Source organism: Pseudomonas sp. NY15354, from assembly GCF_048068075.1.
Taxonomy (GTDB): Bacteria; Pseudomonadota; Gammaproteobacteria; order Pseudomonadales; family Pseudomonadaceae; genus Aquipseudomonas; species Aquipseudomonas guariconensis_C.
In genome coordinates, this window is the sequence record NZ_JBLUPV010000032.1 from 22,994 (window position 1) to 45,881 (window position 22,888).

General features: G+C 62.4%; 17 protein-coding genes. 1 reads left to right on the forward strand and 16 read right to left on the reverse strand.

The window, feature by feature from the left end; translation table 11 throughout:
* Positions 1–18: 18 nt before the first annotated feature.
* The 16 genes from tssA to ACNFCH_RS22240 all read right to left on the reverse strand — a co-directional run bounded on the left by tssA (position 19) and on the right by ACNFCH_RS22240 (position 22,115).
* Positions 19–1,113 (reverse strand): type VI secretion system protein TssA, encoded by a 1,095-nt coding sequence (tssA, locus tag ACNFCH_RS22165; RefSeq protein WP_337158693.1) that lies wholly within the window; start codon positions 1,111–1,113, stop codon positions 19–21.
* A gap of 90 nt (positions 1,114–1,203) precedes the next feature.
* On the reverse strand, positions 1,204–1,722 hold the full coding sequence (locus tag ACNFCH_RS22170) for a type VI secretion system tube protein Hcp (protein WP_337158694.1): 519 nt from the start codon (positions 1,720–1,722) through the stop codon (positions 1,204–1,206).
* A gap of 143 nt (positions 1,723–1,865) precedes the next feature.
* Positions 1,866–4,361, reverse strand: a complete 2,496-nt coding sequence (gene tssM / locus ACNFCH_RS22175) for a type VI secretion system membrane subunit TssM (protein ID WP_416743836.1) — start codon at positions 4,359–4,361, stop codon at positions 1,866–1,868.
* Positions 4,358–5,266 (reverse strand): type VI secretion system-associated protein TagF, encoded by a 909-nt coding sequence (gene tagF, locus ACNFCH_RS22180; protein ID WP_337158696.1) that lies wholly within the window; start codon positions 5,264–5,266, stop codon positions 4,358–4,360. Before tagF ends, tssM begins: the two co-directional genes overlap by 4 nt.
* On the reverse strand, positions 5,263–9,072 hold the full coding sequence (locus ACNFCH_RS22185; RefSeq protein WP_416743839.1) for a type VI secretion protein IcmF/TssM N-terminal domain-containing protein: 3,810 nt from the start codon (positions 9,070–9,072) through the stop codon (positions 5,263–5,265). The genes tagF and ACNFCH_RS22185 overlap by 4 nt, the downstream gene beginning before the upstream one ends.
* A gap of 30 nt (positions 9,073–9,102) precedes the next feature.
* Positions 9,103–9,819, reverse strand: coding sequence for a type IVB secretion system protein IcmH/DotU (gene icmH, locus ACNFCH_RS22190; protein WP_337158698.1), 717 nt, complete (start codon positions 9,817–9,819; stop codon positions 9,103–9,105).
* Positions 9,816–11,159: a type VI secretion system baseplate subunit TssK gene (tssK, locus tag ACNFCH_RS22195; RefSeq protein ID WP_416743842.1), complete on the reverse strand. Its 1,344-nt coding sequence runs from the start codon at positions 11,157–11,159 to the stop codon at positions 9,816–9,818. The genes icmH and tssK overlap by 4 nt, the downstream gene beginning before the upstream one ends.
* Positions 11,156–11,875, reverse strand: a complete 720-nt coding sequence (gene tssJ, locus ACNFCH_RS22200) for a type VI secretion system lipoprotein TssJ (RefSeq protein WP_416743844.1) — start codon at positions 11,873–11,875, stop codon at positions 11,156–11,158. Before tssJ ends, tssK begins: the two co-directional genes overlap by 4 nt.
* 24 nt (positions 11,876–11,899) lie before the next feature.
* On the reverse strand, positions 11,900–14,497 hold the full coding sequence (tssH, locus tag ACNFCH_RS22205; protein WP_337158701.1) for a type VI secretion system ATPase TssH: 2,598 nt from the start codon (positions 14,495–14,497) through the stop codon (positions 11,900–11,902).
* Entirely contained in the window at positions 14,494–15,564 is a 1,071-nt protein-coding gene (gene tssG / locus ACNFCH_RS22210; RefSeq protein ID WP_416743847.1) for a type VI secretion system baseplate subunit TssG, read from the reverse strand. Before tssG ends, tssH begins: the two co-directional genes overlap by 4 nt.
* Positions 15,528–17,348 carry a type VI secretion system baseplate subunit TssF gene (gene tssF, locus ACNFCH_RS22215; protein WP_416743849.1) on the reverse strand — a complete coding sequence of 607 codons (1,821 nt, stop codon included), beginning with the start codon at positions 17,346–17,348 and terminating at the stop codon, positions 15,528–15,530. Before tssF ends, tssG begins: the two co-directional genes overlap by 37 nt.
* A complete protein-coding gene (tssE, locus tag ACNFCH_RS22220) occupies positions 17,348–17,830 on the reverse strand; it encodes a type VI secretion system baseplate subunit TssE (protein ID WP_070091470.1) in 483 nt (160 codons plus the stop codon). Before tssE ends, tssF begins: the two co-directional genes overlap by 1 nt.
* Before the next feature lie 26 nt (positions 17,831–17,856).
* Positions 17,857–19,359, reverse strand: a complete 1,503-nt coding sequence (gene tssC, locus ACNFCH_RS22225; protein WP_070091469.1) for a type VI secretion system contractile sheath large subunit — start codon at positions 19,357–19,359, stop codon at positions 17,857–17,859.
* 14 nt (positions 19,360–19,373) lie between these two features.
* A complete protein-coding gene (gene tssB, locus ACNFCH_RS22230) occupies positions 19,374–19,907 on the reverse strand; it encodes a type VI secretion system contractile sheath small subunit (protein WP_070091490.1) in 534 nt (177 codons plus the stop codon).
* Between the two features lie 64 nt (positions 19,908–19,971).
* Positions 19,972–20,721: a hypothetical protein gene (locus tag ACNFCH_RS22235; RefSeq protein WP_070091489.1), complete on the reverse strand. Its 750-nt coding sequence runs from the start codon at positions 20,719–20,721 to the stop codon at positions 19,972–19,974.
* A gap of 1,022 nt (positions 20,722–21,743) precedes the next feature.
* Positions 21,744–22,115 carry an immunity protein Tsi6 family protein gene (locus ACNFCH_RS22240; RefSeq protein ID WP_416743853.1) on the reverse strand — a complete coding sequence of 124 codons (372 nt, stop codon included), beginning with the start codon at positions 22,113–22,115 and terminating at the stop codon, positions 21,744–21,746.
* 53 nt (positions 22,116–22,168) lie between these two features.
* Between ACNFCH_RS22240 and ACNFCH_RS22245 the strand changes: the two genes are divergently transcribed.
* Entirely contained in the window at positions 22,169–22,885 is a 717-nt protein-coding gene (locus ACNFCH_RS22245) for a hypothetical protein (protein ID WP_070091468.1), read from the forward strand.
* Positions 22,886–22,888 lie beyond the last annotated feature (3 nt).

Consider the following 22,888-nt stretch of genomic DNA (forward strand, 5'->3'; position numbering starts at 1 on the left):
GGGCCGATAGTGTGCGTCTCAACGCGGCTCGCGGGTCCCCAATACGTCGCGAATGTTGTCCACGACGTTGCTGTCCTTGATCACATCGTTCAGCCAGCCTTCCAATGGCATGTTGCCCCACTTGATGGCGCGCTCGATCAGGTAGGGGACAGGGCTCTGTGGTTCGCTCTGCTTGAAGAACTGTGCTACGCCCGCCAGCATGGTGAACGCTTCGTCACGGGTCAGGGGCGTGGTGCGCATTGGTGCGGGCGCGGCGGGTTGAGCAGGCGTCGTCATGGGGGCACCAGGTTCGGCAGCAGGGGGGATCGTGGCACTGGGCTCAGGTATCGCCACGGCGACAGGGTGCAGTTCGACACCACGGTCCTTGAGCAGTTTTTCCGCCAGTTGGCTGGCTCGCGACAGCATGTCGCTGAGGCTGGAAAAGCTCGGCGCCTCGCTGCCGAACAGGCGGTCGGCAGTGGCTTGGAGACGATTGCAGGCCTGAAGGCTGTCAGCAATCTGCAAGGCTTTGGTGCGCAGGTGGTCGGTGTCGGTGAGCGCCACCGAACGCTGGAAGATCTCGGCGTTGATCTTGCCTTCGTCCAGTGCGGTCTGCATCGCCTTGGCGTTTTGCAAGGCGAGGTTCTCTACATGGCGTGATTCGTCATAGCGCAGCACGCCAAAATGCTGCCCTTGGGTAATGGGCAATCCACCGGCAATGTCGGTGAGGGTGGTCTTGAGCCAGGACAGTCGCGCCGCGCGCTCGTCCAGGCCGTCCTCGAGCGAGGGGTAGGCTGTTTCCCAGAACGTTTCCAGGATCCGCTCGGCGAGTTCGAGTCCGAAGGTGATGCCCAGGAAATGTTCGCGCTGGGCCAGGCCTTCGCTGAGCCAGGCCACCAGCATCAGGTCCTTGCTCTGTTGTGCAAGCCCTTGGGCCGAGAGGCTGATGGCTTTTTCCCAGTCAGCGGTCTTGAGGTCGGTTTGCCAGTCGCCTTGGGTCAGGTAGTCAGGGTCTGCCCGGCGCGCCTCCTTGATCTGGTCGAACAAGGCGGAGAAGCTCAAGTCTTCGCCGCTGCCACCGTCGATCGGCGCGGCCAGCTCGGCCAGCGAAAGGTCGTTGAGGATTTCAGGCATAAGGCACTCTGATCAGGGAAGGGGGCGTGCCGGCCAGGCCGGCACGCAGCGGGATATGGGCCGTTCGCACGGCCCATGACAAGCGAACGCTTAGGCGAACACTTTGTTCGCGGTGCGATCCCAGCCACCGACGATGTTGCCGCCAGCCTGGCCGTCGGCACGGTTCTGCTGGGTGTAGGTGGTCTTGATGCGGGCGAAGTTGAAGCTGATTTCTTCGATCGGCAGGTCGCTGACCGCCTTGTCTTCACCGCCTTGGTTGCCACCGGCGACGAAGCGGACCGACGACACCACGACCTCTTCCATGTCGATGGTCAGGTAGGTGACCTTGTCACCCCCGGCGCGGTTGACGTTCAGCTTCAGCTTGGCAATGTGCTTGCCGGTGCAGCAGTGCTCGAACAGCTTGGCCGAGGCCTTGTCGACAGCCTTGCGGATCTTGAAGTCGCTCAGTGCCACGCGCTCGGAGGATGCACCGCCCGAGGAACTGGCAGTCGCCGAGGTGGCCTGGGTGGCGCCGTACTCGTAGCCCAGCACTTCGATCCAGTCCTTGTGTTTTGCATCCAGCACTTCGCCTGGAATGCCGTCGATTTGGATATACGCGTCAAATGCCATTGTGAAACTCTCCATTTACACCATTTAAAGGGGCGCTCATGCATCCCTTCGTTTTGACCTCTCTGAGCGCGTCAGCAGAGGTAGCTTGCCGCCCCCGAGCCTCCTCCTGTGAGACCCGGGTGACCGGTTCTTGCGGCGCGGCCTCAGTTGAGACCGCGCACCTCGATTTCCACCCTGCGGTTGGGTTCCAGGCACTTGATCAGTTGTGCCCGCGGTTGCTGCAGGTCGCAGTTGACCAGCGGCTTGCGACTGCCTTCGCCCTGAGCCACGACCAGTTCTGCCGGAACGCCCTTGCCGACCAGGTAGGTGCGGATGGTCTGTGCCCGCTGTTTCGAAACTTGCAGATTGCCTTGGGCGTCACCGAGCTGGTCGGCGTGGCCCGAGATGATGATCTTGCCGATATTGGGGGTGTTCAGCAGTTTGCTGGCGATGGCGCTCAGCTGGCTCTGGCCTTCGTTGCGCAGGCTCTGGAAGTCGGCGCGGCCGAACGCGAACAGGGTGTCGGATTCCAGCGTGATGGTCTCGATCGAGCGCAGCGACTGGGCCTGAAGGCTGTCGATGTAGTTGCGCGAACTGGACGTCAGGAAGGCGTTGTCGAGGATGCGCGGCACATCCGGCTCCCGGATCTGATCGCTGTAGAAGGTGATCTGGCGACTGGCGTACAGATAGTCCTGGTTGCCGGCGGCATCACCCGCGGTCGAGGCCATGCTCTTGCCCGTATGGCGGGCGATGGCCGGGTACCAGTAGTCCGGCAGGCGTGCCTTGAGAAACGCAGGATCGGCCTTCTCGCGTTGGGCAGGCGAGAGCATCACATAGGTGTCCAGAGCTGCCTTGCCGAAGTTGGCGATCGACTGCGGTCGGTTGTCATGGGGCAACGCCTCGGCCTCGACGCTGTCGACACCGCTCACCGGCTGCAACGTCGTGGTGTTGCGTTGGTAGACCTTGAGTGTGGTCAGCAGGTACAGGGTTCGGGTGAGGTTGTCGGCCGTGGGCTTGAGCATCACCTGCTGCAGGGTGGCGAAGTAGCGGGTGCGCAGCAGTGGCTCCACGGCATGGCCTTGGTACAGCCCCAGGCGCAGTCCTAGCGGCACGCCTTGTTGGTGGTGCTGCTGGTAGTAATGGTCGGTCCAGAAACGCAGGCGGTCGAGGCTGCGCCAGGCGGTGTACTGGCCGCTGGCGCTCCTGTCCTCGGCCTTGGCCTGGGTCAGTTCGCTGGCGAGGGTGTCGAGGGTGTTGCGGTTGTTGAGGTACGACCAGCCCCACAAGCTGCACAGCACCAGGCCCGCCAGGCTGGCGGCACCCACCCAGGCGGCTTTGCGCCGGCGTTCACGTCGGTTGCTGGTGTACAGCGCCACCAGGTGCTGATCGGGGATGATCACCTTGCGGAACAAACTATTGATGAACAGCGGGGCGGTATGGCTGGCGGTGCCGGTTGCGCCTTGGCCCTGCTCGAGCGCGAAGCGCTCCGCGACATGCTGGCCGTGGCTGCCCCACTGGGCCTCGTCGGCTTCCAGCGCGGCGGTGAAGTAGAACCCGCGCAGCAGTTCGGCGTTCTGGTAGGGATTGGCGCGCAGCAGGCTATCGACGAACTGCTGCAGGCGCGGCTTGAGCGCGGCGAGCTCCAGCGGGAAGCGATAGGCGGCGTTGTTCTGCCGGGTGACCAGGATGTCCTGTTGCACCAATTGCTGGTTCGCCACCTGCTGCCAGTAACCGGTCAGTTCATCCATGGCCTTGCCGAAGCGTTGGCCCCAGTCGGCCTGCTCATAGCCTTTATGGGAGAAGGTCTTGCCCATCACCTCGCCGCGGGCGGCATCGTCCAACTGACGATAGAACGGCGTGAAGCCTGGAATCAGGTCGCACTTGGTGAACACCAGGTAGATAGGCAGGCGCACTTCGAGCAGCGCGCAGCTTTCCTGGATGCGTTCGCGCAGGCGTTTGGCCACCCGCTCGCTGTCTTCGATCGATGTGTTGAGGATGTCGGCGATGCTGACGCTGACGATCAGGCCATTGAGCGGCCTGCGCTGCCGGTGCTGACGCAGCAGTTGCAGGAAACCGCGCCACTTGCCGGCTTCTTCCGGGCTGTTCATGTAGCGCCCGGCGGTGTCCAGCAGCACGGCATCGGAACTGAAGAACCAGTCGCAGTTGCGTGTGCCGCCCAGGCCGGCGACCCGAGCGCCTTCGCGTTCGGCATAGGGAAAGTTCAGGCCTGATTGCAGGATCATGGTGCTCTTACCCGCGGCAGGTTGGCCGATCACCAGGTACCAGGGCAGGGCATACAGGGCATCCTTGGCGCGCGTGCCGCGTGGCGTATTGCCGTGCAGGCGCTCGATGCTCTGCAACAGACGCTCGCGCAGCAGGCTGACCTCCTCACGGTCCGCCGGCGGGGCATTGAGCACGGCCTGGTCGGCGTCGTCACGCAACAGCCCTTCGAGGTTGTGGTGCTGGCCGGCGCCACGGTACAGCAGCAATACATAGCCCGCCGACAGCAGCAGGAACACCCCGATGCCCGCCAGCAAACTGTGCAATGAAGCAAAGCCCAGGGCACGGCCGATGGCCCAGACCAGGAAGATCACCAGGAAGAAGGCGACGCCCAGCAGGTAGGGTTGGTAGCGCAGGCAGTAGTATTTGATCTTGTTCATACAGGCGTCGCATCCAGCGCATCGACGAACTGGTCGATGATGAGTTCAAGAGGTCGGTCGTAATCGTGTGAGCGGGTTGCAGCCGCCAGAGGGCTGAGCAGATCCAGATGCTCGCGGCTGTCGGCGCTGGCGCTGAGCAGTCGGTAGGCACTGCCGGCGTGACGTGACGGGAAGCAGTACAGCCGTGGGTGCATGAAGTCGTCGGCCAGCAGGCTCACTGCCGGCACGTCGTGGCGAGCGCTCATGCGTGTCAGCCACGTCAGCCACAGGTCGGCGGTGGGGTTCTTCAGGCCTCGTTCGGCAGGCAGGGGCAGTTCGATGCCACCTTCGAAGTCGCCATGCAGCGATGGCCAGGCCGCTTGCAGCCGCGCCAGCGCGGTGGAGCTGTCGAACGTCGGCCACGAGCCGTGCAGCGCACGCGCCACATCGCTGAAGCTGAAATCATGCAGGAACTTGGCATGCACTCGGCGGAACAGGTCCAGGTCCTGGGCCTGCAAGGGGCGCAGCGCCTTGATGCGTTCGAACACGCTTGTGCGGTCGGCGCCTTGCACCGCCTGGTGCAGCAAGGGTTTGATCTGCGCGCTGAACAGTTCGCCCAGGGTGAACGGGTTGAGCAGCGCTTCACCGTCCTGGCCTTTAAGCAACTGGAAGATCAAGAACGGGTAGCGCCGTTCGCTGGCATCGCGCGAGCTGAGTAGACCGCCCAGCAGCCAGTTGCCCGTGCGCGCACGGTAACTGAAGAAGCACATCGGCAGCGCGTCGAACAACGCCTGCCAGTCTTCGCGGTGGCGCATGGCCGCCAGCGAAGACTGCAGCCAGGCGTCGAACTCGCAGACTTCCTCCGCCGCGCCATGCAGGCTGACGAAGTCCGCGCTCGACGGTAGCTTGCCGAAGCAGCCGATCATGGTGCGCCCCTGCCGGTGTCATTGAGGGCGCTCAGTGCCTTGACGTCGCCCAGGTCGGTCAGCTTGACCCCGCCGAAATTGCGCACCACCAGGCTGACCCGGCCATTGGCGGTGTTCCAGCTGAAGCGCTGCTGGATACCGTCGAGGTCCTCGACCCGGGCGCTTTCGTTCATGCGCAGCAGGCCCCAGCGACCAGGGAAGTCGAACACGGTCACACGAGCACCACTGAGGGTGATCACGTCCAGGCGCGCGCCCGGTGCATTGCTGGTGCCCGGCCAGGCGAAGCGGTTCCAGCTGCTGCGGCCGTTACGGTAATGCTGCTCCTGGCCATCAAGGGTGAACACGATATCGGTGAAGTTGGCCGAGGGCTCGAGCATGATCTCGAAGCCGTTGTCGCGGTCCGACAGGCTGGCGATCACCTGGCCCACGGAGCTTGCCTTGTCGATGCTTCTGAGCATGCCAGGATTGACAAGGGCCGGCGCCTTGCCGTCGCCAAGGCCCAGGCCTTCACCGCCGGAGAGGTTACCGATTTCGTTTCGCTTGAACGTTGGCAGCAGGCCGCTATCGGGGTCGACGAAGCGCTGCAGGTCTTTGACCGAGGCCTCGTTGCGACTGCCGGTGGCAATGGGGTAGCGGTGCGCCATGACCTGCTCCCAGGGCTTGGCGATCTGCTGTGCCCAGGCCTTGGCGATTTGCTGGCCAGCCGGGTCGCGCAAGGTTTCCCAGGCGTACTGGATGGGCAGGCTGAACAGTCCCTGCAGCGAGCGCGACAGTCCGTCCTGGCTGGTGTCGACGCTGGTTTCCACGTAGTTGCGTACGGTGGTCACTTCGCTTGGCTGGCCTTCCAGGGTTTCGCTGATCAACTGCTTGCTGCTTTTGCCGATATCCTGGGAGCGCTGGATGTTGTTCATGCGCACCTTGAGCTTGCGCAAGGCTGCCAGGTAGCGGTCCATGATGGTGCTGTCGGCACCTTCGGCGTTGTTTTCGGCGAATACCCGCGAGACCGGCTCGAAGCGCTTGGCCAGGCTGCCGTCGTCGATCGCCGGCAGGACGGGGGCGGCCGTGGCCGGCAGGGCGTCCTTGTCGTCGAACAGGCCGCTGACCTTGCTCCAGAAGCCGTCTTGGCGCGCTATGCCTGGGGTCGGGATCTGCTGCTTGATCGGCAGGTCCCACTGGGTGTTGTCGTTGACCGCCGCCAGCAGATTCTTCACGGGCGAGTTCTGCACGTCGCTGAGCAGGCCCAACTGCTGGGTGGCCGAGGGCAGGTCGGCGAAGTGGCGCACGCCGACGCTACTGACCATCTTGTACCAGGCCTGGGTGTAGTCGCGCTTGTAGCGGGTCATGAACTCACGCACGAAATTGGCCTTCTGCACGATGGCGTCGCCGCCTTCGCCGTCCAATACCCAGTCCGATTCGTTGCGCAGGTTGCCCGACACCAGCTTGATCAACTCAGGTTTGACGAAGGTTTCCCAGCCTTGACGGGTGTAGATCGCGGGGACGCCAGCGGAACCGTACAGCAAGGCGCGGCCCGGCTGCGGGACCAAATCGTTGAGGCTCAGTGCCGGGAACTGGCGGCTGGCTTCGAGTTGCAGGCGCAGGTACTCGCGGTCAACCAGCGAGCTGGAGATCATGAACGACTTGAGGTTCTGCCGGGTTTCGCTGATCAGTTCTTCATTGCGTGGCAGCGACGGGGCCTGGCCCTGTTCGAGCAGTTGCACGTACAGCGGGGCGTTCTCTGCAATCACCTCTTCACCTGCCGAGGTGCCTTCACGGGCGGCGCTGGCCCAGGCCTGGGGCAGGCTGGCGGAGATGAAGGCCGGGTCCGGGTGGGCCTGGGGCTCGGTCAGCAGCAGGTACAGCTTGAGGGTGTTGTAGGCCTCGATGATCGACGCCACCTGCTGTTCGTCCAGGCGTCCGAGCATTTCTTCGGACAGCGACAGCCCCCCGGTGGTCGCGGACAGTTCAGCCGCATCGCTGGCGGTGGCCAGGTTGACCTTGGCCGCGTAGGCACCGGCACGGGTCTTGTTCAGCGCGGCCTGTGCCTTGGCGGCCACCGCCGGCGCAAGGGCCTTGCCGTTACGGCGTTTTGGCGCCGGTGCTGGGGTGAACGCCAGCGCCTGGTTGACACTGCTGGCAAAGGTATTGAAACCACGCATCTGCACTTGCAGGTTGCGGGCGATCGGCTCCAGGGCCTGGCTGCGCAGTTGGTCCAGGTAGGCGGTACGGGTGACCTGATGGATCGCCTCGCCCTGGTACAGGCCTGCGCCCAATTTCAGTGGCACGCCCTGCAGGCGATGGGCCTCCACGGTCTCCATCTGCTGGCGCAGCACTTCCAGGCCCTTGCCGGCAGCCAACAGTTGTTCGCGGTCGCCCGCTTGCTCGATGCTCGCCAGTTGTGCGCGCAGGCTGTCCAGCCATTGGCGGTTTTGGGTGAACGACAGTGCCTGCCAGGCGACGAACAGCATGCCTGCGGTTGCGGCCAGGCCCAGCAGCAGCGGGCTGAACGCGGCCTGGCGGCCCAGGCGCGACTGGTACAGGGTCAGGTCGCGGTCGGGGAAGATCACCCGGCGGAAGGTATCGGTGATGAAGTAGCTGCGGTTGCCCTGGGGCTTGCTCGTGGCCTGGGCGCCTTCGTCGTAGGCGGCCTGCAGGGCGAAGTCCTCGGCGATGGCGTCTTCGTAGACTTGGCCCAGTTGCTGCTCGGTCTGCAGTGCGCTGGTGAAGTACAGGCCGCGCAGCAGCAGTGGGGCGTTGCCGCGATGGCCGCGGATGAAGTGCTCCAGGAACTGCTCGAGCACCCCGCTGAGTTCGGCGAAGTACTGCGGGAAGTTCAGCAGCGTGCTGTCGGCCTCGGCGCCAAGGGCGATCATCTGCGCATCGACGTGCTGACGAACATGGCTCTGCAGGTTCTTCAGACGGGTTTCGAGTACCGCATGCAGGCCATTGTTGCGGATCTCGGCCAGGCCAAAGGTCATGCCCAGTGGTTGTTGGCGCTCATGCAGGTCGAGGCCTTCGAACGCCTGGTTGAAGCCCGGCAGTTGGTCGGTCTTGCTCAGCATCAGGTAGACCGGCGGGTTGGCATCCAGGCATTCGGCGTATTCCTCTACCCGCGCCACCAGTTGGGCGGCCAGGGCATCGCGCTCGTCAGCGTTGGCGGCGAGCAGTTCGGGCAGGCTGACCACCAGCACCAGCCCGTTGATCGCAGCCTTGCCGCGCTGTTTGCGCAGCATGCGCAGGAAAGCCGAGAACTCGCTGGCCGACTGGTCGTCGTGCAGGTAGCGGCCGGCGGTATCGATCATCACAGCGTCGGGGCTGAAGTACCAATCACAGTGCTGGGTGCCGCTTTCGCTGTCGTTGGCCGTAGCGATGCTGGCCGACAGGCCCGAGTGGGTCAGCAGCGAGGTCTTGCCGGCGGCCGACATACCGACCACCAGGTACCACGGCAGGTCGGACAGCGCCGCCTTGCCGCCACCGCCGGCGGAGCGGTCGGTACGCAACATGGCGACGGCGTGCTTGAGGCGCTCGCGCAACACCTGTTGGTCACGGAATTCGCCGGTGGCGTTCCACGAGCGGTCGACTTCGATCTGCAGCAGGTTTTCAAGATTGTGCTCGGCGCGGATACGCTGGTATTGGCGCAGGACGATCACCAGCAGGAAACAGGCGCTGATGATAGCCAGCGCTTCCGCAACGTGGTGGCGTAGCCATGGCACCCATGGCGCGAACAGCCAGCAGATCAACAGGCTCGCCAGCCACAGCAGTGGCAGGAGAATCCAGAAACTCTTCAACAGACGCAGTATCGTTTTCATGTCTTCCTGACTCGGTTACCTGATGTGTGCTCAGGCACTGAACAGCTGGCGGATTTGTTCGGAAAGGGCGGCGACGTCCTTGTCCAGCAACCAGTCGAGCGTCAGGTACACCCCGACGCAGACCAGTGCGATCAACGCCAGGTACACCCACAGCGGCACCTCGTGGCGAAGCATCTGCGACACCTGGTCCGGCAGGGCCCAGTCCGGCGACAGGGTTTTCGGTGGCTTGCGGTAACGTGAAATGTCCTGGCCCAGCGTGTTGGCCAGGTAGCGCAGTTGGTCCTTCTGGCCGACGCTGAACTTGCCCTCGAAACCCAGGGCCAGGCACAGGTGATAGACCTCGAGCACGTCGAGGTTCTGTTTGACGTCGGCGCGCAGCGCGTCGATTTTTTCGAAGAACCCTTCGCCGGCCAGGTGCACACCGAAGTAGCGGAACTGCAGCGGTTGCAGTTCGAAGTGCCGGCGCAGCTCGTTGTCGCCGGAGCGCAGCACGCTTTCATCGAGGAAAGCGCACAGGGCGTATTGGGTGTCCTTGACCTGTTCGACACTGTAATTGGCGGCGCGCGCTTCGCGCTCGAGGAGGGTGAAGAAGCGCTCGACGCTGCCCTCGAACGCCTGCACCGACGTGACCTGACGACCACGGCGCACGATCAGCGCCATGCTGATGAAGTCCCGGACCAGGTCCTTGAGGGTCGACGTGTCGTGGGCGGCCGCAATGGCGCCCTGCTGCAATACGGCTTCGGTCATTTGAGCACCGCCATCAGTTCGAGCTTGAGGTTGGTAAAGGCGCTGGGCGCATAGAAGCAGACGGTCTGGGCGCTCATCATTCGCTCATAGACAGGGCCGTGTGGCTCGATGGCGAAGTACTGGTTGTCCAGCCGAACCGGAATCGCGTTGGGCAGCCGCGCAGCATGATTGAGGGTGACACCAGGCATGGCACTGTTGACCACCACTTCGATGTCTTCCGGCGAGCCGACCTTGAAGGCTCTGGGCACCAGCTCCAGCAGGCTGGCGCCGGGCATGTCGGCATGCACCGAAATGTAGAAGTCGGCCTCGGCCAGGCGTGGGTCGTGCAGTTGGCCCTGCCAGTAGGACGGCTTGGTCTGGGTGAGGTTGATGACGATGCATTGGTTGGGCACGACGTTGTCGAGCATCACCCGGATCATCTCGTCGAGCTTGACCAGCGAGGCCGCGGGGTCGTGGTGGTCGTACTCGGGGAGGTCGCTGAGCTGGGTGTCCAGGGTAAAGGTCAGCAGACCGCCGGCCAGATCGGCGAGGAACAGGTACAGGCGCTCCGGGTGCAGGCGCGGATGAGCCAGCAGATGGGCCAGTTGCGGGTGAGCGCGGTTGACTGTATTGAGCAGCCAGAACAGGGTGACGTCGCTGGAGCCGAACTCGGCGATCTGGTCGGCACGCTCACGGCGCCGCCCCGACAGCGCCTTGCTCTTGGCCTGCAGAGCGCCGAGCAGGCGTTTGCCGATGCCTGCCAGGGTTTCATGATTGCCCAGGTGCAGGGTCGGGTGGACGAAGTGCGGGTCGAGATTGAAACCGCCCATGCTGTTGCGGGTCAGCTTGGCCAGTGGGCAATGGCTGTAGCCATCGAGGCTGTCGCCATCGACCAGCAGCACCACATTCAGGCGCAGGCTGGTGATTTCGTTTTCCAGCTCGCCTTCGTTGAGGTCGGGCAGGGTGTCGAATTGCTTGCGAAAGCGCCGCGCGGCCTTGTGCTCCTGGCCGTCTTCTACATAGTTGAGGCCGAACGGTTCGGGGAGCTTGAGTGCCGCGTAGACTTTCAGGTCGTTGGCCTTGAGCAGGTCCTTGAGGTCGCGGGCTGCTGGCAGCGGGTCGTGCTGCGGCGCGTCGTACAGGCTGCCGTCAGGGAACACCAGCTTCAGGCGCTTGAGTTGCAGCGAGCCGTTGGCCAGGGCGTCCTCGTCCACCTGCAATGTTTGCACGCCCCAATGGAAGGGGGTGACGCGTAAGGTCGCCTCGGCCAACTGGTGCTGGTGGAACTCATCCTGATACTGGAAGTGCTGGGGCAGCAGGAACATGCCTTCCGACCACATCACCCGGCTCTGCTTGCTCATTTGACGCTATCCACTAAAGAGTTGAAGGTTGAATCCATGGCGTTGCGCGCCGACTGGCCTGCGGCATCGCTGGCCTTGTCGATCACCGCGTCCTGCACTTTGTCGGTAAAGGTCGGTGGTGCGTCCTTGCGCTGCGCGGCGGCCAGTTGCTCGGCAGTGGGCGGTTTGTTCAGCACATCCACGCCACGCATGGCGGTGATCGCGGTGTTGTCCACCAGGATCCGCAGGCCGTCGGAGGAGAACCAGATGCCGTCCTTGCGCAACGAGTTGGCGTCGAAGGCGACCTTCCAGCGGGCGTCTTGTTCATCGCGGAAGAACGCCGCCACGCCCACGTAACGGGCGCTCTTGGCCAGCGGCCACTGGTCGATCTGGCCCATGCCCGGCAGCAGGGTGATCTCGCGGGCCTCCACCAGGGTGTTGCCCAAGGCTTTTTCCGGTGCATCCCAAAGGGTGTCGGCATCGGCCGAGGCGAAGCGTTCGAGGTCGGTCAACTGGTACACGCGCATCACCACCGACAATGGCTTGCCATCGGCACCGGGGTTGAGTTCGTTACCGCCATCGGAGGTCAGGATCACCTTTTCGCTGTCGGCCAGCATGTCGGCGGCCCAGCTGTCCTCCATGCGCTTGCCGATCCGGTCGGTGACCCCGCAGCCGGCGAGCGCCAGCAGCAGGGCCGCGACGGTCAGGCGCTTGAGGGCGGTGTGGTTGTGTTGCATGACGGCTAAACCTCCGGGGACTCGTCAGGCCAGGCGATAGGCGAAATCGCCATCGCTGCCCAGTTCGATCTCGACACGTGTGATCGGCGTGTCCTGGGCCATGCGCTCGAGCACGTGCTGGGCGAGCTCAGGCATCAGGGTCTGGGACAGGATGTTGTCGATGTTGCGGGCACCGCTGTCGACCTCGGTGCAGCGTGCGGCGATGGCCTTGACCAATGCCGACTCGTAACTGAGCTCGGCCTGATGGTTACGGGCAAAGCGTTTGGCGATGCGGTCGAGCTTGAGGGCGACGATGCGTTCGAGGATCTGGTCCTGCACCGGGTAGAACGGCACGATGTTCAGGCGGCCGAGGAACGCGGGCTTGAACACCCGGTTGAGCTCGTCACGCAGGCTGTCGACGATGGCTTCGGGCGCGGGCACCGGTTCGACGTTCAGGCAGCTGTGCATGATTCGCTCGGTGCCGGTGTTGGAGGTGAGGATGATCACCGTGTTACGGAAGTTGATCTCGCGTCCTTCGCCGTCGTCCAGCACGCCTTTGTCGAACACCTGGAAGAACAGCTCGAGCACGTCGGGGTGGGCTTTTTCCACCTCGTCGAGCAACACCACGCTGTATGGCTTGCGGCGTACGGCTTCGGTCAGCACGCCGCCTTCGCCATAGCCGACGTAGCCCGGTGGCGAGCCCTTGAGGCTCGAGACGGTGTGGGCTTCCTGGTACTCGGACATATTGATGGTGATCAGATTGCGCTCACCTCCATACAAGGTGTCGGCCAGGGCCAGGGCGGTTTCGGTCTTGCCGACGCCGCTCGGGCCCAGCAGCAGGAACACGCCGATAGGCTTGTTCGGGTCTTCCATGCGCGCACGGGAGATCTTGATGCGTTTGCCGATCTCGTGCAGGGCATGGTCCTGGCCCAACACGCGTTCGCCGAGCAGGGCCGGAAGGCGCTGCACGGTGTCGATTTCGTCACGCAGCATCTTGCCCAATGGGATACCGGTCCAGCCGCTGATGACCTGGGCGATGGCGCCGCTGTCGACCAAGGCATGGACCAAGGGCTGGTCGCCTTGCACGCGGGCGAGTTCGGCACGCAGGGCGTTGAGCTGCTGGGCATCGGCGTCGTTGGCGGCATCCAGGGCCTTGAGCTGTTCGACCAGCGCCAGCTCTTGCTGCCACTGCTCGTTCAGTTGTTGTTCGTGTTGCTGCTCGGTCTTGAGTGCGGCCTGCAGCTCGCCCAGGCGGCGGGCATGGTCGTGACCTTTGCCTGCTTCGTGGTCGAGCACGGCGATTTCGGCTTGCAGGTTGTCGATGTGCCGGCGGCAGTCCTCCAGCGCACCGGGCTGCGACGACTGCGCCAGGGCGATGCGTGCGCAGGCGGTGTCCAACACGCTGACTGCCTTGTCGGGCAACTGGCGACCAGTGATGTAGCGATTGGACAGGCGCACGGCTTGTACCAACGCTTCGTCCATCACCGCCACCTTGTGGTGGTCGCGCATCTTGCCAAGCAGGCCACGCAGCATGTGAATGGCTTTGTCTTCGTCAGGCTCTTCGACCTTGACCACCTGGAAGCGGCGGGCGAGGGCGGCGTCTTTTTCGAAGTACTTCTTGTATTCGGCCCAGGTGGTGGCGGCGATGGTACGCAGTTCGCCACGGGCCAGGGCGGGCTTGAGCAGGTTGGCGGCGTCGTTCTGTCCGGCCTGGCCACCGGAGCCGATCAGGGTATGGGCTTCGTCGATGAACAGGATGATTGGGTGCAAGCTGCGCTTGACCTCCTCGATCACTGCCTTGAGACGGTTCTCGAATTCGCCCTTGACCCCGGCACCGGCCTGCAGCAGGCCCAGGTCGAGGGTGTGCAGGGCGACGTCCTTGAGCACGGCGGGAACGTCACCTTGGGCGATACGCAGGGCCAGGCCTTCGACGACGGCGGTCTTGCCGACGCCGGCCTCGCCGGTGAGGATCGGGTTGTTCTGGCGACGGCGGGTGAGAATGTCGACCATCTGCCGCACTTCGAACTCACGGCCCAGCACCGGGTCGATGCGGCCTTCACGGGCACTCTGGGTGAGGTTGACGGTGTACTGGTCCAGCGCCGGGGTCTTGCCTGCGGCCTTGGCGCCGCTGCCCACCGGAACTGCCGGGCTGGCCAGTGGGCTGGCCTGCCTGGACTCGGCACTGCCTTCGACCAGCGCAGAGAGGTTCAGACGCAGGTCGTCGGCGTTGATCTTCTCCAGCTCCGGCGCCGAAGCGATGATCACTCGGCGCAGCTCGGCGTCATCGAGCAATGCCTGCAGCAGATGAGCGCTGCGCACCTGGCCGACGCCGTATTCGATCGAGGCGAGCAGCCAGGCCTGTTCGATCATGCGGGTGATATGCGGCGACAGCGCTGGCGTGCGCGTGTTGCCTTTCTTGAACGTGCCCAGGGCGGTGACCAGTTGCGCCTGCAGGCGCTCGGAGACCACGTCGTAGTGACGCAGGATCGGCGCCAGGTCGCTGTCGCTGTTGTCGAGCAATTGCAGCAGCAGGTGCTCCACCTCGACATCGTAGTGATGCTCCGACAGGCACAGGGCCGCCGCGCTTTCAGTGGCCGTGCGGCTGGTTTCGTTGAGCTTGGCGAACAGAGACTTCAGGTTCACAAGGCGACCCCATCGTAAGGAATGTGGAAGACGGCGCAACGCGAGGGTTCCGCGTCACGGCCAGGGCGTTTGAGCCAGCCCAGCCAGCCCAGGGCGACGTTGCCGCTGCGCCCGAGTTGGGCACGGGGCACGGCCTCGCGTTTGAGGCGCGGGGCGATTTCGAAGTCGAGCTCGGCACCTATATAGAAGCGCACCAGCTCGACCAGCTTGCGGTAGTCCTCGGTGCCGGGCTGGAAGCGCTGGTAGTCGGTAAATGCCAATGGGCCAAGCTCGATGCGAATGCACGATTGGTAGTCCCATACCCGCTTGCCGGCCACGGCGCTGTGGCCCAGCTGCGCGTTCTTGCGGCCAAGCTGGGTGCACTGTTCGGGCTGAAGGTTCAGCCAGCGCCCGGCGAACTGCTTGACCTTGATCGGCAACGAGAAATAGAAGCTCAGCATCGCTTCCAGGTTGAGGGCATTGCGTGGTTTCTGGCTGAGCAGCCCGGCGAAGTAGCTGAACAGGTCGCGGCTCAGCGCCGATGGCTGCTGCTCGAACTTCAGCTGCTGCGCCCGCGGGCCCAGGCCCACCAGGTTGAGCAGGTAGCCATCGAAGCCCGATGTGCCATTGCGCTCGTGCTCGATATGGAACTTGTATTTTTGCCAGGCCTCGTAGAACAGCGTGGTCATGCGATGCGAGAAGATGTCCAGAAACGCATGGGCGGCATCGTCCCGGTACTGCACGTGACGCTCGAGCAGCAGCTCGGTGTAGGGGCGCGGCAACACGCCCGATGGGCCGACCAAACCCATGAAGGTGACCTGGATTTCCGAAAGCGGCAGCCCGGCCGGCGATACCTTGCCGTCGCGCTCGAAGTGCAGGTCGCTGACCTCGCTGGCCGGGAACGCCAGGGACAGCTCGGTACGAAAGCGCAGCGGGTCTTCGTGCGGCCGGGTCGCCAGGTCCATGCGGCCGGTACGGCTGTAATGCAGGCGGAGCAGGCGCACCAATTGAAAGAATTCGAATCGGTGCGGCTCGGCTCTGGCTTGATCGATCAGACCAGGGGCTGATCGCCAGTACGTGCTGGCCATTGGACGACTCTCTTTTCTCGTTGTTGGGTACGCAGGGTCAGTTGGGTGAAGCTGTTCATCGAGCAGTACTGGCCGAAGAAGTGATCCAGCACCATGCCGAACAGGAACACGCCGCTGCCGGTGAACTGGCTTTCATCGAAGGTCAGGGTGATGCCCACGCCGCGCACGAAGTTCGGTCGCGGATGACCGATACGGGCGACGACTGGCTCGCTGCTGATGGCCTTGATGCCGTTGATCTGTTTGCGGATGGCCGAGACGTTGCGGTAGTTGTACAGCGACAGCAGCTCGAGCAGCACTTCACGCCCTTGGCTCACCAGCGACAGGTGGTTGAGCGACAGGTGTGCGATCAGACGCCAGATCAGGCCCTTGCCCAGGGGCACGCGCACCGTGGCGGTCGGCTTGCGCAGGCAGCGGATGTCCTTGATCACCGAATTGGCCGGGATGTTGAAGTCCCCGCGTTCGCCGCCAAATGGCAGCATCAGCGGTACATCGCGGTTGCTACAGGTGAGGCTGATGCTCAGGGTGTCGCTGTTGCCGTCGATCAGCTCCAGATCACGGTCGACCACACGGATGCTCATGGCCGTGGCATCACCCTGGTTGCGCCGACGGGCGATCCAGAAACTGGTGTGTGGGTCCTGTTCGCCACGGGGCTCGAAAAACGGCTGGCAGGTGCCGACCTGGTCGATGCCACCGAGCTTGCGCACACGCCGCACGCGATCGATCGACACCACTTCGGCTGCGTTGTGCAGGCGGATGTCCGGGGTGACCGGGTACTCGTGCTGGGTGTGGGTGAGCTTGATCGGCTCGGCCTGCTGACGGAACAGGTTGATGATCGGCGTGCAGTTGAGCTTGAAGTTGTTGCGTCCGATGTTCTGGGTCAGCCGCGCCAGGCGCTCGCTCAGATCGTAATCGGAAAAGTAGAAATTGATCTCGACCTGCTCGACGGCTTTGCCCTGCAGGATGCGCGCAAAACCGCTGAGGTCGAAGAACATGAATTTGTCGGGGAAGGTGAAGTACTCGTGCAGCAGGCGATAGCCCAGGAACGAGCGCTCGGAATAGTCCACCAAACCTTCGTCGCGAGCAAAGCCGACGGCCTTCAAGGCATTGGCCGGCAGCGCGACTTCGCGGGTACGGCCTTGGTCCTGGAAACTCAGGGTGGCCTTGACCAGGTTGTTGAACAGCAGCTCGTAGAGCTGCAACATCAACGTCGCTTCACCGTCGAGGAAGAATCGCAGGCGGTCGATCTCCATCTGGCCGAACAGCGCATCGCCGGTCGCCTCCAGACGGATGCGCAGGCGTGCCACCAAGTCGGCACTGTGGCCGTTGAATGCCGAGCGTTCCATTTCGGCGAACGACGCCTGTTGCACGGCGATCGGCCACAGCTCCACCGGGTAGCAGGTGCGGAACTTGCACACCACGCCTTCCACGGCATTGGCATGCATCTCGGTGTGGCGTTCCACGCGGTAGGCTTCGGTGACTTTTTCATGCTTGCCCAAGCTCATCTCTGCGATCGACATCGACGGGGTAGGGCGCAGGTAATGCGGGTACAGCACCTCGAGGAAGGACTCGACGATTTCCGGAAACTCGTCATCGAGTTTTTTGTGCACTCGTGCGGATAGGAACGAGAATGCCTCGATCAGGCGCTCGGTGTGCGGGTCTTCGCAGTTGTCGCCTTCGATCAGCAGCCGCGAAGCGATCTTCGGGTACTGCGCGGCGAACTCCTGGCCGAGGAAGCGCAGGTGCGACAGTTCCTTTTCGTAGTAGGGCAGCAGTTCGTCGAGCATCAGTTGAGGTTCTGCACTTTGTATTCCTGGGTGTTGACCTGCAGCACGGCGTCGAACGACACCTGGCGGCTGATGTCCTGCAGACGCAGCACGGCGTCCACGCGAAAGGTCAACATGCGGTGGCCGTTCTGCTGGGCCAACAGCTGTACGCGAACCCGGCGAAAACGTCGGTCGCCGGTAGTGATCGCCCGCTCCAACTGTTGCTGGATGAGCCGGCGATCATGGGGGTCGAGCACGCTGCGGCTGATGAAGTCGGGCATGCCGTATTCAAGGATGGAACCACCGAGTTGCTTGAAACCCTCAAGCTCCTCTGCGACCAGGCACTGGCGTGTATTCACCAGTACTTCAAGGTCGCGGACGATGCTCGCCTTGTACTCGGCCAGCGAACAGGTGCGCTGAACGGCTGGCTCGGCCGACTGGTGTGGACGGTCGTCCAGAAGTCGGTCGAGCAGCGAGGGCAGCAGGCGGGCCTGGTTACTCATGTGTCATCCCTGTACACACGGGCCGGTCAGCCGCGGGCGCCTTGCGGCAGCTCGGCGACCAGCCGCAGCGAGGCAGTCAGCTCATCCAGTTGGTAGTGCGGACGCAGGTAGGTCACGGCTTTGTACACGCCTGGCTTGCCAGGGACTTCGAACACCTCGGCGCGGGCTTCGCGTAGCGGGTACTTGGCCTTGGCCTCCTGGCTGGCGGTGTCGTCGAGCAGCACATAGCTGGCTAGCCACTGATTGAGGAAGCGTTCGACGTCCATGCGCGAGGCGAAGCTGCCGATCTTGTCGCGCATGATCGCCTTCATGTAGTGGGCGATGCGCGAGGTGGCGAAGATGTATTGCAGTTGCGCCGACAGACGCGCGTTGGCGTTGGCGATGTCGGTGTTGTACTGCTTCTGCTTCTGCGCTGACTGGGTGCCGAAGAACGCGGCGTAGTCTGTGCCTTTGCAGTGCACCAGCGGGATGAAGCCCAGGTCCGACAGCTCTTTTTCACGGCGGTCGGTGATGGCGATTTCGGTGGGGCACTTGAGGGCGATTTCACCGTCGTCGGTCTTGAAGGTATGGGTCGGCAGGCCTTCGACCAGACCGCCACCTTCCACGCCGCGAATGGCCACGCACCAGCCATAGCGGGCGAATGCGTCGGTGACACGGGTGCCGAGCGCGTAGGCGGCGTTCATCCACAGGTACTTGTTGTGGTCGCGACCGTCGACGCTTTCGACGAAGTTGAATTCTTCCACCGGGGTCGTGTCCGGACCATAGGGCAGACGACCGAGTACGTGGGGCAGGGTCAGGCCGACGTAGCGCGAGTCTTCCGAAGCGCGGAACGACTTCCACTTGGCGTACTCGACGGTGTCGAAGATCTTCGCCAGGTCGCGCGGGCCGGACATCTCGGTGAACGAGTCCCAGCCGAACAGCTCGGGCGAGGCTGCCGAAATGAACGGCGCGTGGGCCGCGGCGGCCACGTGCGAGATCTCTTCGAGCAGGTACATGTCTTCGGGGTTGCGCTTGAACTCGTAGTCGCCGATCAGCATGCCGAACGGGGCGCCACCGAAGGTGCCGTACTCTTCTTCGTAGACTTTCTTGAACAGCGCGCTCTGGTCGAACTCGCTGGCGGCCTTGAGGTCGCGCACCAGGTCCTTCTTCGAGGCGTTGAGCAGGTGGATCTTCAGCGTGGTGCTGGTCTCGGTCTGGTCGACCTGGTATTTCAGGCCTCGCCAGGACGCTTCCAGCTGCTGGAATTCGCGGGCGTGCATGATCTCGTTCATCTGCTCGGAGAGCATCGAGTCGATTTCGGCGATGCGTGCATCGAGCACGGCGATCAGGTCCTTGCTTGGGGTCATCTCGCCTTCGAGCACCTGGTTGACCAGCTCGCCGATCAGGTCACGGGTGCGGTTGCGCTCGGTGTCGGAGCGGGCCACGCGGCTTTGCGAAATGATGCTGTCGAGCAGGGAGGCCTGAGGGGCGAAGGATTCCACCTCGACCAGGTCGGTATCCTGTTGGGGCAGTGCTTGCTTGTCGGTCATCGTCTGGCTCCTGCTTACTCGTTGCCATCGGCGGCGGGGACGGCGGCTTCGCGACCGAATTCCTTGCCCAGTGTTTTCAGCTTCTCGGTGTTTTGCAGCACGTCCATCAGCAATTCTTCGAGTTTGTCGTTGCCGCCCATCTTGTTGCGCAGGTCCGCCAGCTTGTTGCGCACCTCCAGCAGCTTGCGCAGCGGCTCGACCTGCTTGACCACGTTCTGTGGCTCGAAGTCTTCCAGGCTGTTGAAGTTCAGCTCCACGCCCAGTTGGGTGCCGTTCTTGGCCAGGGTGTTGTCGACGCGATAGGTCAGGCGCGGCTTGATGCCTTTGAGCACGCCGTTGAAGTTGTCGCGGTCGATGAACACGAACTTGCGGTCCTTGAGCTTTGGCAACGGTTCCAGCGGGTTGCCGGAGAAGTCGCCCAGCACGCCGACGACAAAGGGCAGTTCCTTTTTCTCGATCGCATCGCCGATGTCCACGTCATAGGTGATGTGGACCCGAGGCGCGCGAACGCGGTCGAGTTTGTGCTGGGTGCTTTCCTTCTTCGCCATCGTGTTCTCCAATGCGAGCAATTCGCTGCGAATCATTGCGCGGCCCGCGAGCGGGCGCTGCGCGTTACAGTCCTTCGATCGTCAACAGCAGGCGCTGACGGATTTCGTCGTTCATTTCCAGGATGTTGTCGCGGCCCACCAGTTCTTCGAAGCTGGTGTTGCCGGCAATCTGCGTGCTGCTACGGATGACCGAATCGTCGGGAAGTTCCGAGCGCACCGGCGAGCTGATGACGCAGAAGGGCAAATCGCCGAAGCCTTTCAGGCGTTCGAAGCTCAGGCCGTAGCGCAGGCCGTCGAACAACCGCCCCAGGCCAGGCGATTTGCTCAGGCAGTAGAACAACACCAGATAGTGCACCACGAAGCGGTACAGCTCGGCGCTGCTGCGGTTGGGGTCTTTGATGACGGCGCGAAAACGCGACAGTTCGAACCCCTGGAAGCCAACGATCCAGCGCACAGGGCTGGTGATTCGAATGACCTGGCCGCTCTGCTCGAGGATCTTGTCGTATTCCAGTGGGAAGAGTTCGGGGGTGGTGCTGATCAGGTTGAGCGGCACTTCAAGCTCGCTGACCAGTTGGAATGGGGAGGCCGAGCCGATGCGCTCGTAGAGTTCGATGAGCGACTGGAAGTGGCCTTGGGTTTCGCGCCCGCTGCTGCGTTGCGCCCCCTGCAGGTACTCGCCGAACAGGATCTGTGGACGGATCAAGGGCGTCACGGTGGCGAGGTAATCTGCCGCTTGCGCCCTCAGCGCATCGGAGATCGCTCGCGTCTGGCTACGCAGCTTGATCAGTGCTTCGACATCGAATGTCTGTGTCATCGGTGCATCGTCCATGTGCCTGCTTTTCGTCCTGAACCGCCAATGGCGAGGACCTGAAATCGCGCCTCTCGGCTGCGGCGAAAATACGTGCTGGCACATGAATATCGAGTTGCCAGCAATGCCGAGTAGGGCACCTCGCTGTAAAGGAAGTTCCGGCGAGGGACGGGATTTTTTCCTCGTTTTGTGATGCGGCGCAATGATGGCTGGTTGCTATCGGGAGGCCCTATGGCGCACGAAAATCAGGGCTTAAGCCCGCTGGGAAAGGGTTTTCGGTGTGCAAGCTGAGCTGAAAATTGGCGTCAAAAAAGTTTTAGAAAAAGTGACCGAGGTCGCATTTTAAGGGGGAAGCCGATATCCCGCCGCCGCTCTGCGGAGCGGGTTTCAATGATGGCAATACGACGGAACATGACGCGCTCGAGCGTGCCCGTGCGAGGGGTTAAAGCAGTTTTGCCCCGGCCAAACGACCCTCGAGTGCCTACTCCCTGAGCCACCCAAGCAACGCATGCAGCTTATCGGTGCCCTCCACCGACAGCGCCCCGTTTTCATACAGCAACAGCATCGCTGAGCGTGCCCATGGCGCGAGGCATCGCGAAGAAGCACTGGCGAACCTGGTCGGGTTCGTTGTGCAGCCGTAAGTGGTACTCCGTAAATTTTTGCGGCAGGTTTTTTTATTCAATGTTTCGTGAATACGATTCGCTGTATGTCGGTGTGATTATTTTTGCTATTTCGATATCGATCTATATGGTTTTTTACAGTCGCCATAGTATTGCCTCGCTGCGGGCGCTGAGGCGGCAGGAAGCAAGCGAAGGATGTCGCTATACGTTCATGGATATCGAGGGGATACGGGAAAAGCGCGCAGCGTCTTTGCTCGGAAGGCTCTTCGCGATAAAGCCCAGCCGATAAGGCCTGCCACGTAATAGACGGAAAATGTGCCGGCGACAGCGCTGGTCGGTAACGTCAAGCCGGTGTGCAGTCGGAACGAAAGGGAGGTCAGGACGGGGATGTTGGAGGTTACGATTTTCCTACTGGGTGGAGCAGGGGCTTGCCTGGTTAATTAATTCGGGAGCTGGACTTTCAGGCCGCGGGCCAATTGGATGGCCACGTAATAAGCGCCCTTCAAGGCCCTGGCCAGCTAGGGGGCGTTTTCCTCGAGCATCTTTCGATGCAATGGCACCTCTGTTGAGTTGGTGGAGTTTCGATGTGTCCTGCTCGTGTCCTTCGCATACAGCTTTTATATAGTCGAGCTGGCTAAGTAGCATGGCATAGGGCGGATTGTGAGGGCCGGCCTTGTTCCGCTGTTCTGCGAGGTCGATAGCCTTCTGCACATAGGTGAGGGGTATGGGCCTCATGGCGTCTCCGGTGTTATCAGTTTGTGTATATAGGTGGGGGAACATCGACGACCGATGCAATTGACCCGGAAGTCCCTGTTTGGCTTGAACGTGCTGTCATGGCGTTGGGGCTGGCTAGTGCTTTTGTACTGGCAAGTCCAGTGTTGGTGGTGGCGGGGTTGGCTGGTGGTATTGCGGGCGGAATGGCTGGACATTGGGTAGGCGGCGAGCTATTTGGTGAAGGTTCGGACGGACAGAAACTGATGGCATTCGGTGGCGCTCTGCTTGGGGGCAGTATTGGTGCCAAAGGTGGGAAAGCTTTCGATGCACGATATGAGTTTAAGTCTCAGGGGTTTGGCTCTAATCTTGGTAACGTGAAACTTGTAAAAAAACCGGTTCTCCCCCAGAAGTCTGATAAGGTTTCCCCAGAACTATATGGTGAGCTAAGGAGTAAGACTCCCAGTGCTGCAATTCGAAAAGCTGTAAATCAAGATGTTGCTCTTCCCATGAAAGACCCCGCGCTCCCTGGGCTTGAGGTTACGAAGTCTCTACATGCGGATCACGTTGTTCCCATGAAGAAAATTACAGAAATGGAAGGTTTTTCTCGGTTAACTTTCGAAGATCAAGTAAAGGTGTTAAACTACGAGCCAAACTTCCAAGGATTGAGTGAGGTGGCAAATACCTCAAAAGGAGCAAAATCTTTCGCCGAATGGGAGCTGTACAGGAAGGGGAATATTCCTGTTGATCCAGCGTTTCGTTCTGTCATGATGGATAAGGCCTCTAAATTGGACCCGGAATTACAGCAGTATATGAATGGTTTGCTCTCGGGGTATTGAGGT

What these genes read in the sequence shown, in the direction of transcription:
- tssA (WP_337158693.1), bottom strand. Translation starts at nt 1,113, where the DNA reads ATGCCTGAAATCCTCAACGACCTTTCGCTGGCCGAGCTGGCCGCGCCG.
- ACNFCH_RS22170 (WP_337158694.1), bottom strand. Translation starts at nt 1,722, where the DNA reads ATGGCATTTGACGCGTATATCCAAATCGACGGCATTCCAGGCGAAGTG.
- tssM (WP_416743836.1), bottom strand. Translation starts at nt 4,361, where the DNA reads ATGAACAAGATCAAATACTACTGCCTGCGCTACCAACCCTACCTGCTG.
- tagF (WP_337158696.1), bottom strand. Translation starts at nt 5,266, where the DNA reads ATGATCGGCTGCTTCGGCAAGCTACCGTCGAGCGCGGACTTCGTCAGC.
- ACNFCH_RS22185 (WP_416743839.1), bottom strand. Translation starts at nt 9,072, where the DNA reads ATGAAAACGATACTGCGTCTGTTGAAGAGTTTCTGGATTCTCCTGCCA.
- icmH (WP_337158698.1), bottom strand. Translation starts at nt 9,819, where the DNA reads ATGACCGAAGCCGTATTGCAGCAGGGCGCCATTGCGGCCGCCCACGAC.
- tssK (WP_416743842.1), bottom strand. Translation starts at nt 11,159, where the DNA reads ATGAGCAAGCAGAGCCGGGTGATGTGGTCGGAAGGCATGTTCCTGCTG.
- tssJ (WP_416743844.1), bottom strand. Translation starts at nt 11,875, where the DNA reads ATGCAACACAACCACACCGCCCTCAAGCGCCTGACCGTCGCGGCCCTG.
- tssG (WP_416743847.1), bottom strand. Translation starts at nt 15,564, where the DNA reads ATGGCCAGCACGTACTGGCGATCAGCCCCTGGTCTGATCGATCAAGCC.
- tssF (WP_416743849.1), bottom strand. Translation starts at nt 17,348, where the DNA reads ATGCTCGACGAACTGCTGCCCTACTACGAAAAGGAACTGTCGCACCTG.
- tssE (WP_070091470.1), bottom strand. Translation starts at nt 17,830, where the DNA reads ATGAGTAACCAGGCCCGCCTGCTGCCCTCGCTGCTCGACCGACTTCTG.
- tssC (WP_070091469.1), bottom strand. Translation starts at nt 19,359, where the DNA reads ATGACCGACAAGCAAGCACTGCCCCAACAGGATACCGACCTGGTCGAG.
- tssB (WP_070091490.1), bottom strand. Translation starts at nt 19,907, where the DNA reads ATGGCGAAGAAGGAAAGCACCCAGCACAAACTCGACCGCGTTCGCGCG.
- ACNFCH_RS22235 (WP_070091489.1), bottom strand. Translation starts at nt 20,721, where the DNA reads ATGACACAGACATTCGATGTCGAAGCACTGATCAAGCTGCGTAGCCAG.
- ACNFCH_RS22240 (WP_416743853.1), bottom strand. Translation starts at nt 22,115, where the DNA reads ATGTTCCCCCACCTATATACACAAACTGATAACACCGGAGACGCCATG.
- ACNFCH_RS22245 (WP_070091468.1), top strand. Translation starts at nt 22,169, where the DNA reads ATGGCGTTGGGGCTGGCTAGTGCTTTTGTACTGGCAAGTCCAGTGTTG.